The following is a 12,623-nucleotide window of genomic DNA, read 5'->3' on the forward strand; positions in this document are numbered from 1 at the left end:
ATCGCGTTGATGCCAATACGGTCGCGCTCAGCGCGGCGGAGACGCTACGAAGGGAAGGGGCGCGGTGACCAGCGACGTCCGCAACGTGATCATCGTTGGTTCCGGTCCTGCCGGCTACACCGCTGCGGTGTACGCGGCACGGGCAGAGCTGGAGCCGGTGATCTTCGAAGGAACCCAGTTCGGTGGGGCACTGATGACCACCACCGACGTGGAGAACTACCCCGGGTTCAAAGACGGGATCATGGGTCCCGACCTGATGGAGCAGATGCGCCTCCAGGCCGAGCGCTTCGGCGCCGAGCTGCGCACCGAGGACGTCGAGAGCGTCGACCTCTCCGGTGACGTCAAGACCGTCGTGGCCAACGGGGTCGAGCACAAGGCCCGCGCGGTCATCCTCGCGATGGGTGCCGCCGCGCGCTACCTCGGCATCCAGGGCGAGGAAACCCTGCTCGGGCGCGGTGTTTCCGCGTGCGCCACCTGCGACGGGTTCTTCTTCCGCGACCAGGACATCGCCGTGATCGGCGGCGGTGACTCGGCGATGGAGGAGGCCACCTTCCTGACCCGCTTCGCGAAGTCGGTGACGATCATCCACCGCCGCGACGAGTTCCGCGCTTCCAAGATCATGCTGGAGCGCGCTCGGGCCAACGAGAAGATCAAGTGGCTGACCAACAAGGCCGTCGAGGAAGTCCAGGGCGAGGGCAAGGTCGCCGGGCTGAAGCTGCGCGACACCGTCACCGGTGAGACCTCCGAGCTGGCCGTGAGCGGCATGTTCGTGGCCATCGGTCACGACCCGCGCAGCCAGCTGGTGCGCGACCAGGTCGATCTCGACGACGAGGGCTACGTGCAGGTGCAGCAGCCCAGCACGCACACCGGCGTGCCCGGCGTGTTCGCCTGCGGCGACCTGGTGGACCACACCTACCGGCAGGCCATCACCGCCGCCGGGTCCGGTTGCTCAGCCGCGATCGACGCCGAGCGCTGGCTCGCCGAGAACGAGACCCCGCAGGCCGAGATCGCCTCCGAGCTGGTCGGCGGCGGCTACGGGGCCTGAGCCCCGACGCACCGCTCGACACGCAGACCACTTCAACCCGAGCAGAGAACAGGGAGATGAACATGGCCGGCAACAACACCGTGACCGTGGACGCCGATTCCTTCAAGAGCACCGTGCTGGACAGCGACAAGCCCGTGCTGGTCGACTTCTGGGCGACCTGGTGCGGCCCGTGCAAGATGGTCGCCCCGGTGCTGGAGGAGATCGCCGACGAGCACGCCGACAAGATCACCGTCGCCAAGCTCGACATCGACCAGAACCCCGGCATCTCCCGCGACTACCAGGTCATGTCGGTCCCGACCCTGCTGGTGTTCCAGAACGGCCAGCCGGTCAAGCAGATCGTCGGCGCCAAGCCCAAGGCCGCGCTGCTGTCGGACCTGTCCGACTACCTGTGATTTCGCTGTGAAGTCAGCCTCGTTTTGAGGCAACCGAATAACGCGCGCCCGCCGTCTTGTCGATAGGACAGTGACGGCGGGTTCGTGCTTTCACGGCACCGCCGCTGCGGTGGGACTCGTTTCCGCCGCAGCGAGGGATCATGCGTGTACGGTCCGTTGTCGCACGTCCGGCCCGGTGCTCGTAGGCCGCAGCGCCGGGGTACGGCGCACAAGGCACAATGACCCGACGGGTCCGCCCACCCGCGGGCCCGCTCCGCAAACGCAGAACTCGGGAGAATCCCGACTATCCTCCGCGTCGGTCTCACCGACGCCTGAATCGAGCGAGGAGTGCATGCAGCTGCTCCACCGCGGTGACGTCGGTCCGGCCGTTGCCGAGATCAAGAACACCCTTGCGTCGCTGGGACTGCTGCCGGCAAACGGCCGGCCCGGGCCCGCACTCTTCGACGAAGCGGTGGAACAAGCGGTACGCGGCTTCCAGCAGCAGCGGGGCCTGATCACCGACGGAGTCGTCGGCCCGGCGACCTACCGCGCGCTGACCGACGCCCGCTGGCGCCTCGGCGACCGCTCACTGGCATTCCTGGTCTCCAAGCCGGTCAGCGGCGACGACGTGTTCGCCCTGCAGGAGCGCCTGCTGGAGCTGGGCTACGACGCGGGCCGCCCGGACGGCATCTTCAGCGCCGAGACGGAGCAGGCGCTGCGCAGCTTCCAGCGCGACTACGGCCTCACCCCGGACGGCATCTGCGGCCCCGGCACCCTGCGCGCGCTCAAGCAGCTCGCCCCCAAGGTCCGCGGTGGCCGCCCGGTGTTCCTGCGCGAGCAGGAGAAGGTCCGGCGCGCCGGACCGCGGCTGCGCGGCAAGCGCATCGTGATCGACCCGGGCCACGGCGGCGGCGACCGCGGCGTGACCGTCGGGGACGTCTCCGAGGCCGACCTGACCTGGGACCTGGCCCGCCGGCTCGAAGGCCGGATGGTGGCCACCGGCATGGAAGCGCTGATCACGCGCGGCCCGAACGCCTGCCCTCCCGACTCGGACCGCGCCGCGTTCGCCAACGAGGCGGGCGCCGACATGTTCCTGTCGCTGCACGCCGACGCCAACCCGTCCCCGGGAGCCGAGGGCGTGGCGAGCTTCCACTTCGGCACCGGCAACGGCACCACCTCGACGGTGGGGGAGGCGCTGGCCGGGTTCCTGCAGCGCGAGATCGTCGCCCGCACCGGCATGCGCGATTGCCGCACCCACCCGAAGACCTGGGACGTGCTCCGGCTGACCCGGATGCCCGCGGTCCGCATGGAGATCGGCTACCTGACCAACGAGCACGACCGCAACCGCCTGCTCGACCCGTCGTTCCGCGACGTGGTGGCCGAGGGCCTGCTGGTCGCGGTGAAGCGCCTGTACCTGCTCGGCAAGGACGACCAGCCGACGGGAACCTTCACCTTCGACGACCTGCTGCGGCACGAGCTGGCACGCGCCGAGGGCGCCTGAGAGCCTCTCAACCGCTCGGTGGCGACCACCTGAGTGAAGCGGCACCGCCGCGCGTTCTGAGCGGCTCTCAGGCGAGGTAAGCCGGGGAGCCGCTCAGGTCCCCGATCGAGCATTCGGTCAGGCACCGCCGACAGCCGGTTCCGCCGTCTTGATGGTCACGGACGTCAGCAGGCGCTCCAGGGCCGCCTCGACGTCCTCCTTCCAGCTGATGGCGGTGCGCAGCTCCAGGCGCATGCGCGGCCACTTGGGGTGCTGGCGGACGGTCTTGAAGCCGACCTGCTGGAGGAACCCGGCCGGGATCACACAACCGTCGGCTTCGCCGGTCAGGTCGCCGAACGCCTCGACGGCCTTCACGCCGCGCCGGGTGAGGTCCTTGGCGACGTTCTGCACCAGGACGCGCCCCAGGCCGCCCTCCTCGAACTCCGTGGTCACCTTCAACGCCGTGAGCAGCACGGCGTCCGCGCTCACCGGCGCGGTGGGGAAGGACGCCGCACGCGGGACTGCGGCCGGCGGCGCGTAGATCGCGTATCCGGCCGGGACGCCGTCGACGTAGATGATGCGACCGCAGGAGCCCCACTCCAGCAGGACGCTGGAGACCCAGGCCTCCTTCTCGAGCTCGGTCTCGCCGAACTCCTCCGCCTGCTCCCTGATGTGCGGCGCGAGTTCCCAGTAGACGCACCGGCGACACCGCGGGGGCAGGTGGTCGAGGTTGTCCAGCGTGATGCCGACCACGCGTCGCGACACCTGACCTCCTGGCAAGCCGCACTTGCCCGCACGCGACCACGGCGGGTTGAGGTCAGAATAAGCCGCTGTCCGGCCGGACGGCTAGCACCGCTACTCACCCGCACCGTCTCGATGGGGTGACATCCCTAACCGCACCCGAACCAAGATCCAACGGGCGGACTCCGGCGACCAGCGCCAACCTGTTGTTCCACGTGAAACAACGTCCGGAGAACGCCCGCGCGGCCCGCCGCCACGAGGCACGAGCAGGGCCACCGACGAGAGACCTGTTACACAGGCGATACCGCGAAACGATAAGGCCTATAGAATCGCCCGATCGTTTGTACGAGCTGCAAACGCGCTGGTGCGCCTAACCGAAACGGGAGCGCGATATGTCGGATCAAGGAAGCCAACCGGACCAGCCTGACCACTCCGTGGACAAGGCGGCCCGCAACCTGGACGCGTACCGGGCTCGTTACGCCGAGCGGACCGCCGGGATGACCGCCTCCGAGATCCGAGCTCTCTTCGCCGTCGCCAGCCGCCCCGAGGTGGTGTCGCTGGCGGGCGGCATGCCGAACCTCGCCGCCCTCCCGCTGGACTCCCTGGCCACCGAGGTGGCAAGGCTGGTGTCCGAGGACGGGCAGGTCGCGCTGCAGTACGGCTCCGCACACGGCGTGCCGGAACTGCGCGAGCAGATCTGCGAGGTCATGGCCCTGGAGGGGATCAGCGCCCACCCGGACGACGTGGTGGTGACCGCCGGCTCCCAGATGGGCCTGGACATGGTGACCCGCATCTTCTGCGACCCGGGTGACGTGATCCTGGCCGAGGGCCCGTCCTACGTGGGCGCGCTGGGCTCGTTCGGCGCCTACCAGGCCGAGGTCGTTCACGTCGCGATGGACGAGGACGGCCTGCAGCCCGAGGCGCTGCGCCAGGCGATCGCGGACCTGGGCAAGCAGGGCAAGCGGATCAAGTTCCTGTACACGATCCCGAACTTCCACAACCCGGGCGGCATCACGCTGGCGGTGAACCGGCGGGCGGAGGTCCTGGAGATCTGCCGCGAAGCGGACATCCTCGTGGTGGAAGACAACCCGTACGGCCTGCTGGGCTTCGACGGGAAGCCGTACCCGGCGCTGCGCAGCATGGACCCGGACAACGTGGTGTACCTGGGTTCGTTCTCGAAGACGTTCGCGTCGGGCCTGCGAGTGGGCTGGGTGCTGGCTCCGCTGGCGATCAGGGAGAAGCTGGTCCTCACGGCCGAGTCGGCCACGCTGTGCCCGCCCACGCTGAACCAGATGATCGTCTCCCGCTACCTGTCGACGCACGACTGGCAGGGCCAGATCAAGATCTTCCAGGAGCAGTACCGGGAACGCCGCGACGCGATGATGTCCGCGCTGGAGCAGCACATGCCGGCCGGTTGCACGTGGACGAAGCCGGAGGGCGGCTTCTTCGTCTGGCTGACCGTGCCGGAGGGCGTGGACACGAAGGCGATGCTGCCGCGTGCGGTGACGCAGCGGGTCGCCTACGTCTCGGGCACCGGCTTCTACCGGGACGGGTTCGGCAGCCGCCAGATGAGGTTGTCCTACTGCTACCCGACGCCGGAGCGGATCCGCGAGGGTGTGCGCCGGCTCGCCAACACGCTGTCCGAGGAGATGGAGCTGGTTCGCACCTTCGGTACCGTGCCGCCCAGGAGCGTGCCGGGACCGCAGGCGCCGTCGCCCGACACCGCGTGAGTTTCCCCATCCACACGACCGGTCCACTGCGCCTGATCTGGTGCAGTGGACCGCTACTTTTCCGAGGTGCTGAAGAGAGTGTCTGATCGCTGGGTTGCCGTGCTCGCCGGTGGGCTTTCGCACGAGCGCGATGTGTCGCTGCGTTCCGGCCGCCGGTTGTCCGCCGCGCTGCGCTCGGTCGGCATGACCGTCGCGGAGTGGGACGCCGATGCCCGGCTGCTGTCCCGACTCACCGAGGAGCGGCCGGACGCGGTGGTCATCGCCCTGCACGGCGGGGAAGGGGAGAACGGTTCAGTGCAGGCCGTGCTGGACATGCTCGGCATCCCCTACGTCGGAACCGGTCCGCACGCTTCCCGTCGCACCTGGGACAAGCCCACTGCGAAGGCTGAGGTGGCCCGTGCCGGTCTGACGACGCCGGACTGGGTGGCACTGCCGCACGCGACCTTCCGCGAGCTGGGAGCGCAAGCGGTGCTGGACGCGCTCGTGAGCAAGCTGGGTCTGCCGCTGATGCTCAAGCCGGACCAGGGCGGCTCGGGACTGGGCGCCCAGGTGGTGCGCGACGCGGCGAACCTGCCGTCGGCGATGGTGGGCGCGCTGTCCTACGGCGACGCGGTTCTCGTCGAGCGCTTCATCGAGGGGACCGAGGTCGCGATCACCGTCGTCGAGGGGCCGGACGGTCCGGAGGCGCTGCCGGCCGTCGAGATCGAAGCGGCCGACGGCGTCTACGACTACACCGCTCGCTACACCGCCGGACTGACGAACTACCGGTCCCCGGCGGACATCTCCGCCGACACCGCCGCGGCGGCGGGTGAGCTGGCGATCGCCGCGCACAAGCTGCTCGGGCTGCGCGACATCTCCCGGACGGACGCGATCATCGACACCGACGGCGTCCCGCACTTCCTCGACGCGAAGGTGTCGCCCGGACTGACCGAGACCTCGCTGCTGCCGATGGCGGTCGAAGCGGCCGGGCGCTCGCTGGGGGAGACCTACGCCGGACTCGTCGAGCGGGCGATCAAGCGCGGCGGCTGACTCGCGCGTTTCACGTGAAACAAAAGCGGCGGACTCCACGGAGTCCGCCGCTTTTTCGTCGATCGCCGAACGTCACCGAGAACGTCCGATTCAATCACGATCAGTAATCATCACCGTGACGTAAGGACCCGGTGTCATTCCTCGCTGATTCCACGGGCCTCTTGGCCCAAGATCAACTCCGCGATGCGCTCAAGATCGTCCACCGAGCCGTATTCGATGACGATCTTGCCCTTCCGGCTCCCGCGGGCCACCTTCACCTTGGTGTCGAAGTGGTTCGCGAGCCGGTCCGCCAGCCGATCGAACCCAGGCGCCTGGATCTGCTTCTTCGCCGAGGACTTCTCCTTCGCAGGAGCCTCGGACTTCTTGAGCGTCACCTGCTCCTCGGTCGCGCGGACCGACAGACCCTCGGCGACGATCCGCTTCGCCAGGTCCTCCTGGTGCCCGACGTCCTCGAGGCTCAGCAGCGCGCGGGCGTGGCCGGCCGACAGCACGCCGACGGCGACCCGACGCTGGACTTCGAGGGGGAGGCGCAGCAGGCGGATGGTGTTGGTGATGACCGGACGGCTCCGGCCGATCCGATCCGCGAGTTCATCGTGGGTCACGCCGAACTCGTCCAGCAGCTGCTGGTAGGCCGCCGCCTCTTCCAGCGGGTTGAGCTGAACGCGGTGGATGTTCTCCAGCAGCGCGTCCCGGAGCAGCGCGTCGTCCTTGGTCTCGCGGACGATCGCGGGGATGTACTCCAGACCGGCCAGCTGGGAGGCCCGCCACCGGCGCTCGCCCATGATCAGCTCGTACTGATCGTCCTCGATCTCGCGCACCACGATGGGCTGCATGAGCCCGAACTCGCGGATCGAGTGTTCCAACTCGTTGAGCGCTTCCTCGTCGAAGACCTGACGAGGCTGCTTCGGGTTGGGGTTGATCGATGCGATGGCGATCTCTTTGTAGACGGCACCCGCGACGGATCCCTGCGCCTCGCTCTCCGTTTCACGTGAAACGGAGGGCTCGGGCTGGGAGCCGCCGTAGGCGGGCCCACCACGCAAACCTGAGGTCGCTCCGCCCAGCGTGGCGCCATCGGCACCGGCTGGGGGAGCGCTCGGGATCAGCGCGGCGATACCGCGGCCCAGACCACCTCGTCGCTCGGTCATGCTGTCTTCCTTTCGGCACCCCGCTCCGCGATCTCTCGCGCCGCGTCCAGGTAGCTCATCGAGCCTCGTGATCCCGGATCGTAGGTCAGCACAGTCTGACCGAAGCCCGGAGCCTCAGAAATCTTCACGCTACGCGGAATCACCGTCCGCAGGGTCAGGTCTCCGAAATGACCGCGCACCTCGGCGGTGACCTGATCGGCGAGCTTGGTCCGCCCGTCGTACATCGTCAGCAGGATCGTCGAGACCCACAGCGCCGGGTTGAGGTGGGACTGCACCAGCTCGATGTTGCGGAGCAGCTGTCCCAGACCCTCCAGCGCGTAGTACTCGCACTGGATCGGGATCAGCACCTCGTGCGCGGCGACCAACGCGTTCACCGTGAGCAGGCCGAGCGACGGCGGGCAGTCCACGAAGACGTAGTCGAAGTCCAACGCCTCGACCGCTTCGGAGTTCAGCGCCTCCTTCAGGCGGCCTTCGCGAGCCACCATGGTGACGAGCTCGATCTCCGAGCCGGCCAGGTCGATCGTGGCCGGGACGCAGAAGAGGTTGTCCGACTGGGTGCTCTTGGCCGCCGCGTCCGCGACGCTGATCTCACCGAGGAGAACCTCGTAGACCGAGGGGACGCCACCGCGGTGCTCCACACCGAGCGCGGTGCTCGCGTTGCCCTGCGGGTCGAGGTCGATCACCAGGACCTTGAGACCGTGCAGCGCCAGACCTGCCGCGAGGTTCACCGTGCTCGTCGTCTTGCCAACGCCGCCCTTCTGGTTGGCCACGGTGATGATGCGCCGGTTCTTGGGGCGGGGGAGGTCCAGCTCGTCGGGGTGCAGCACGCGTGTGGCGCGCTGCGCCTCCTCCATGATCGGAGTCCAGCCGATGTCGTCCCGGCCGAAGCTCATGGCGTTGGTCTCCGGGCCGGAGGGGAATCGCATGGCGCCCATCGCGCGCCCCCTTGTTTCACGTGAAACCCGACCCGCTCCGTTTTCCTCCGGATTCACCGTCCACGTTCCTTTCTCGCTCGACGTGTCTCACGACGCCGACCGGACGAGGTTCGGGCCGCCGCGACCCGCTCCACCACGACAACGGTCGTCGGCACATCGAGTACGCCGACACCGCATGATTTGACTTCGCCACGACCGCCACCGGCCGCGGCGATCGCCGCCGCATCCCGTTCGAGTTCTTCAGCCGCGCTATCGCCCTTCATGGCGAGCAGTAGGCCGTCCTGCCGCAGCAGCGGGAGAGACCACTTCGCGAGCCGTTCCATCGGCGCCACGGCGCGCGCGGTCACGACGTCCTGATCGGCAAGTCGTTCGCGCACCGGACCCTCCTCGGCACGACCACGCACCACCTCAACGGTGAGTGCCAGCTCGGTGATGACTTCCTGCAACCACGTCACCCGCCGAGCCATCGGCTCCAGCAAGGTGAGGGTGAGATCCGGGCGAGCGATCGCCAACGGGATGCCCGGCAACCCCGCCCCAGAGCCTACGTCCACAACCCGGCTTTGAGGGGGTAGCAACTCCGCAATCACAGCAGAGTTCAGCAGATGTCTTTCCCAGAGCCGGTCCAATTCACGTGGACCGATCAATCCGCGACGGATTCCGTGCTCGTGGAGTAACTCGGCGAACCTCTCCGCCAACTCCACTCGCTCGCCGAAAACGACCCGCGCCGCCTCGGGCGCACCTCCGGTCAAGACATTCACCCCGCTGTTTCACGTGAAACCAAAGACTTCGCGTCTAGCCTGCCGGATCGCGATCCGAAGCCGCGCACCAACCCGCTGTTTCACGTGAAACCACGCCGAACGAGTACCGGCGAGGCCAAGGACCATTCAGCCAGACCAGAGTTTCAGAACGGTTGCACCCCGACTACAGCCCAGTCCGGGCACGTGGCAAACCAGTAAGTGCTCAAGTCGACAAAACGCCCCCGCCGGACTGGGAGTCCGACGGGGGCGTTGAGCAGGGGAGCGGGTCAGCTCTTGAAGACGACGACCTTGCGGTTGGGCTCTTCGCCTTCGCTCTCGCTGTAGACCCCATCGATCGCCGCCACGGCGTCGTGGATGATCTTCCGCTCGAACGGGGTCATCGGCCGCAGCCGAGCCTCCTGGCCGCTCTTGAGAACTTCCTCGGCGGTGGACCGGCCGATCTCGGAGAGCTCCTCGCGGCGCCCGGCCCGCCAGCCGGCGACGTCGAGCATGAGCCGGCTGCGCACGCCGGTGTCCTGCTGGACGGCGAGCCGGGTCAGCTCCTGCAGGGCTTCGAGCACCTGGCCACGACCGCCGACGAGCTTCTCGAGGTCGGAACCTCCGTCGATGCTCACCACCGCACGGCCGGCCTCCACGTCGAGGTCGATGTCGCCGTCGTAGTCGAGCAGGTCGAGCAGCCGCTCCAGGTAGTCGCCCGCGACGTCACCTTCCTGCACCAGCAGGGCCTCGGTGTTGGACACCTCGGGGGAGGACTCGTCGTTGGCGGGGGAGTCGGTGGCCTCGGCGACGGCCGGGCTCTCCTGCACAGTTTCAGACACTGGGTGTCTCCTCTCCAGGGGTTCGCGACGGGGTCAGCGGGTCTCGCCCGGCTTGTCCGTGTCACGAGCGCGGTCTTCGATCACCCCGGGGATCTCACCGGGTTGGTCATCGGACGCCTTCTCAGCGGTGGTGGTGTCGACGACTGCCGACGCAGCGCCTGCCGAATTCGCGACCGCGGGCGCGTCAGCGGACGCAGCCTCCTCGCGATCGATCCGGCGGTACACCACTCGTTGCTGTCCCAGCGTCCAGAAGTTGTTGGCCAGCCAGTAGATCAGAATGGCCAGCGGGAGGAACGGACCACCGACGATAGCGAACATCGGGAAGATCCACAGCATCAGTTTGTTGGTCATCGCCGCCTGCGGGCTGGCGGCGGCCTCGGGGCTCTGCCGCTGCAGCGAGTGCCGGGCGGTGAAGTGCGTGGCGATCGCGGCCGCGATCATCAGCGGCACGGCGACGGTCATCATCGACAGCCGGTCGGTGCCGAACGTGGCGAGCAGCTCGGTCGGCTGGCTGAGCGTGTTCGACAGCTTCGCGCCGAACAGGTCGGCCTCGACGAAGGAGGCGACGTCGGCGGCGTTGAACACGAAGTTGCCGGGAGCGCCGGGCTTGAAGCCGTTGAGCACGTGGAAGAGGCCGATGAACACCGGGACCTGCACGAGCATGGGCAGGCAGCCGGAGAGCGGGTTGAAGCCCTGCTCGGTCTGGAGCTTCTGCATCTCCGCGGCGAGCTTCTGCTTGTCGTCGCCGTGCTTCTCCTGCAGCTCCCGCACCAGGGGAGCGAACTCCTGCATCTTCTTCATCGACCGGACCTGGTGCACGAACGGCTTGAACAGCAGCGCGCGCAGGGTGAAGACCAGGAAGATGACCGAGAGCGCCCAGGCGAACCCGCTCGACGGTTCGAGCACGGAGCCGAAGACCTTGTGCCAGAACCAGAGGATGGCCGACACGGGGTAGTAGATGAAGTCCAGCACGCGGGCTACTCCTCGGCGGGTTTGTCGGAAAGGCGAATACCGGCTCGCCGCTCACGGGGTGGTGGGACCGGGTCCAGTCCTCCGGGGTGCCAGGGGCCGCAGCGCAGGAGCCTGCGGACGGTGAGCCATCCGCCGCGGAACAGCCCGTGCACGGTCAGCGCCTCGACAGCGTAGGCGCTGCAGCTGGGGTAGAACCGGCACATCGGCGGCAGCAGCGGGGAGATGACCTTGCGGTAGACGTGCACCGGGCCGAGCAGGAGCCAGGCGGACAGGTGGGGTTTGCGCCCCGCACGACTTTCGTCATGCGATTCGTCATGCCACCGATCCGATGCCATCTCCTGCAACCCCGCCATCACCTGCTGTCCGGGCCATCGGGGTAACGGACGCGAAGCTTTTTCAACGCCGCGTCGATGTCCGTGCCGAGCTCCCGGCTGGACGCGTCCGCTGCCGGAGGCAGCGCCCGAACCACCACCAGTGTGCCAGCGGGCAGGTCCGGGAGGCGGTCACGCATCAAGTGACGCAGACGGCGGGCGACCCGGTGGCGCACCACCGCGACACCCACGGCCTTGCTGACGACAAAACCCACCCGGGTCGAAGCAGACGAGTCCCGGGTGGGTGCCGTATTAGCTTGAGCCTCCGGCTTGGCCTCACCACAGTCCCGAGCCCGGGTCTGATCCGGGCGCAGGACGTGGACCACCAGTCGGGGACGTCCGGCCCGACGACCACGACGGACCACCAGGCGAAAGTCCTGGTTCCTGGTCAGCCGGGCTGCCGTGGGAAGCACGGCCGGACGCGATCAGGCAGACAGCTGCGCGCGGCCCCGGCGACGGCGCGTGGCCACGATGGCCCGGCCGGCGCGAGTGCGCATGCGCAGCCGGAACCCGTGCTTCCTGGCACGGCGGCGGTTGTTCGGCTGGAAAGTGCGCTTGCCCTTGCTCACGGTCGGATCTCCCGGTTACTACAGGCACCGATGGTCGCCTTCGGACCACGGTTCGGTCTTGGTGTCCCCGGTTCTTCAACCCGCAGGTCCGCAGGTACGGACCAAGAGCCGCAAGGCCGGGCGTGATGTCGGCGCGCCGACATGCCCGCTGCACAAGCGGGGGACTGTACGAGGGTACGCCAGAGCCAACAGCAGGTTCACAGCCGGGGTCGGCATCCGGCGATATCGGCCCCATAACGAAGGCGGCCGGGTCCGGCGAAACGGGTCGCGAGGCTCGCGGAGATGTCCGCGCTGGTGATCGGGTCACCGCTCGTCGACACCGAAGAGCCTGCCACATCACGATCTCCGCGAGGCCCGGGGGATCTGCTTGTGGCCGAGGCCGCCGCTTGTTAGCGTGCCTCCCTGCGATGTCGCAGACCGGTGGTTGGGAGCATCGGTCGGCAGTCAGGGGGAACTGACCTGGATCGCAGGGGTACTACGGCCCCAGGGGGAAACACCGGAACGGGCTGCCGTACCTTCATACACAAGCTGTGGACAACTCTGTGGACACGTGTGTCCATCGAGTCGCCCACTCATTCCGTGGTACCCGCTACCCGTGCAACCTTGGGGGTTGGGGACCGGGGCCGCAACCGGGGAGCATCAAGCGCTGTCTCTTATAC

Annotated in this window: 14 protein-coding genes; 5 read left to right on the plus strand and 9 right to left on the minus strand. The window is 68.2% G+C overall.

The features are described 5' to 3' along the window. The first annotated feature begins 64 nt into the window (after positions 1-64). The 3 genes from trxB (at position 65) to E1181_RS21800 (ending at position 2,917) form a co-directional block, all read left to right on the plus strand. Positions 65-1,045: a thioredoxin-disulfide reductase gene (trxB, locus tag E1181_RS21790; protein ID WP_132677504.1), complete on the plus strand. Its 981-nt coding sequence runs from the start codon at positions 65-67 to the stop codon at positions 1,043-1,045. Further along, entirely contained in the window at positions 946-1,437 is a 492-nt protein-coding gene (gene trxA / locus E1181_RS21795) for a thioredoxin (protein ID WP_268952488.1), read from the plus strand. The genes trxB and trxA overlap by 100 nt, the downstream gene beginning before the upstream one ends. Before the next feature lie 331 nt (positions 1,438-1,768). Then, positions 1,769-2,917 carry an N-acetylmuramoyl-L-alanine amidase gene (locus tag E1181_RS21800; RefSeq protein WP_132677506.1) on the plus strand — a complete coding sequence of 383 codons (1,149 nt, stop codon included), beginning with the start codon at positions 1,769-1,771 and terminating at the stop codon, positions 2,915-2,917. Positions 2,918-3,034: 117 nt separating this feature from the next. Here E1181_RS21800 and E1181_RS21805 read toward each other — a convergent pair whose 3' ends face one another. After that, positions 3,035-3,661, minus strand: coding sequence for a GNAT family N-acetyltransferase (locus tag E1181_RS21805; protein WP_132677507.1), 627 nt, complete (start codon positions 3,659-3,661; stop codon positions 3,035-3,037). A 368-nt stretch (positions 3,662-4,029) separates the two neighbouring features. Between E1181_RS21805 and E1181_RS21810 the strand changes: the two genes are divergently transcribed. Both E1181_RS21810 and E1181_RS21815 read left to right on the plus strand, forming a co-directional pair. After that, positions 4,030-5,367: an aminotransferase-like domain-containing protein gene (locus tag E1181_RS21810; RefSeq protein ID WP_132677508.1), complete on the plus strand. Its 1,338-nt coding sequence runs from the start codon at positions 4,030-4,032 to the stop codon at positions 5,365-5,367. Positions 5,368-5,445: 78 nt separating this feature from the next. After that, positions 5,446-6,396: a D-alanine--D-alanine ligase family protein gene (locus E1181_RS21815; protein ID WP_132677509.1), complete on the plus strand. Its 951-nt coding sequence runs from the start codon at positions 5,446-5,448 to the stop codon at positions 6,394-6,396. Between the two features lie 134 nt (positions 6,397-6,530). On the opposite strand, the gene E1181_RS21820 is transcribed toward E1181_RS21815, so the two are convergent. From E1181_RS21820 to rpmH, 8 genes are all read right to left on the minus strand, one after another. Then, positions 6,531-7,541 carry a ParB/RepB/Spo0J family partition protein gene (locus E1181_RS21820; protein ID WP_132677510.1) on the minus strand — a complete coding sequence of 337 codons (1,011 nt, stop codon included), beginning with the start codon at positions 7,539-7,541 and terminating at the stop codon, positions 6,531-6,533. Next, the gene (locus E1181_RS21825) at positions 7,538-8,467 is read right to left on the minus strand and encodes a ParA family protein (RefSeq protein WP_281420613.1); all 930 of its coding nucleotides are present in this window, start codon (positions 8,465-8,467) and stop codon (positions 7,538-7,540) included. Before E1181_RS21825 ends, E1181_RS21820 begins: the two co-directional genes overlap by 4 nt. A gap of 62 nt (positions 8,468-8,529) precedes the next feature. Further along, complete coding sequence (gene rsmG / locus E1181_RS21830; protein WP_132677511.1) at positions 8,530-9,225, minus strand: 16S rRNA (guanine(527)-N(7))-methyltransferase RsmG; 696 nt, start codon at positions 9,223-9,225, stop codon at positions 8,530-8,532. 275 nt (positions 9,226-9,500) lie between these two features. Next, a complete protein-coding gene (locus tag E1181_RS21835; RefSeq protein ID WP_132677512.1) occupies positions 9,501-10,052 on the minus strand; it encodes a Jag family protein in 552 nt (183 codons plus the stop codon). A gap of 33 nt (positions 10,053-10,085) precedes the next feature. Then, on the minus strand, positions 10,086-11,024 hold the full coding sequence (yidC, locus tag E1181_RS21840) for a membrane protein insertase YidC (RefSeq protein ID WP_132677513.1): 939 nt from the start codon (positions 11,022-11,024) through the stop codon (positions 10,086-10,088). Between the two features lie 5 nt (positions 11,025-11,029). Continuing rightward, entirely contained in the window at positions 11,030-11,359 is a 330-nt protein-coding gene (yidD, locus tag E1181_RS21845; protein ID WP_235876937.1) for a membrane protein insertion efficiency factor YidD, read from the minus strand. A gap of 17 nt (positions 11,360-11,376) precedes the next feature. Beyond that, positions 11,377-11,808 (minus strand): ribonuclease P protein component, encoded by a 432-nt coding sequence (gene rnpA, locus E1181_RS21850; protein ID WP_132677514.1) that lies wholly within the window; start codon positions 11,806-11,808, stop codon positions 11,377-11,379. A gap of 12 nt (positions 11,809-11,820) precedes the next feature. Then, positions 11,821-11,964, minus strand: coding sequence for a 50S ribosomal protein L34 (rpmH, locus tag E1181_RS21855; protein WP_132626978.1), 144 nt, complete (start codon positions 11,962-11,964; stop codon positions 11,821-11,823). Between the last annotated feature and the right edge of the window lie 659 nt (positions 11,965-12,623).

This window comes from Saccharopolyspora terrae, from assembly GCF_004348435.1.
Taxonomy (GTDB): domain Bacteria; phylum Actinomycetota; class Actinomycetes; order Mycobacteriales; family Pseudonocardiaceae; genus Saccharopolyspora; species Saccharopolyspora endophytica.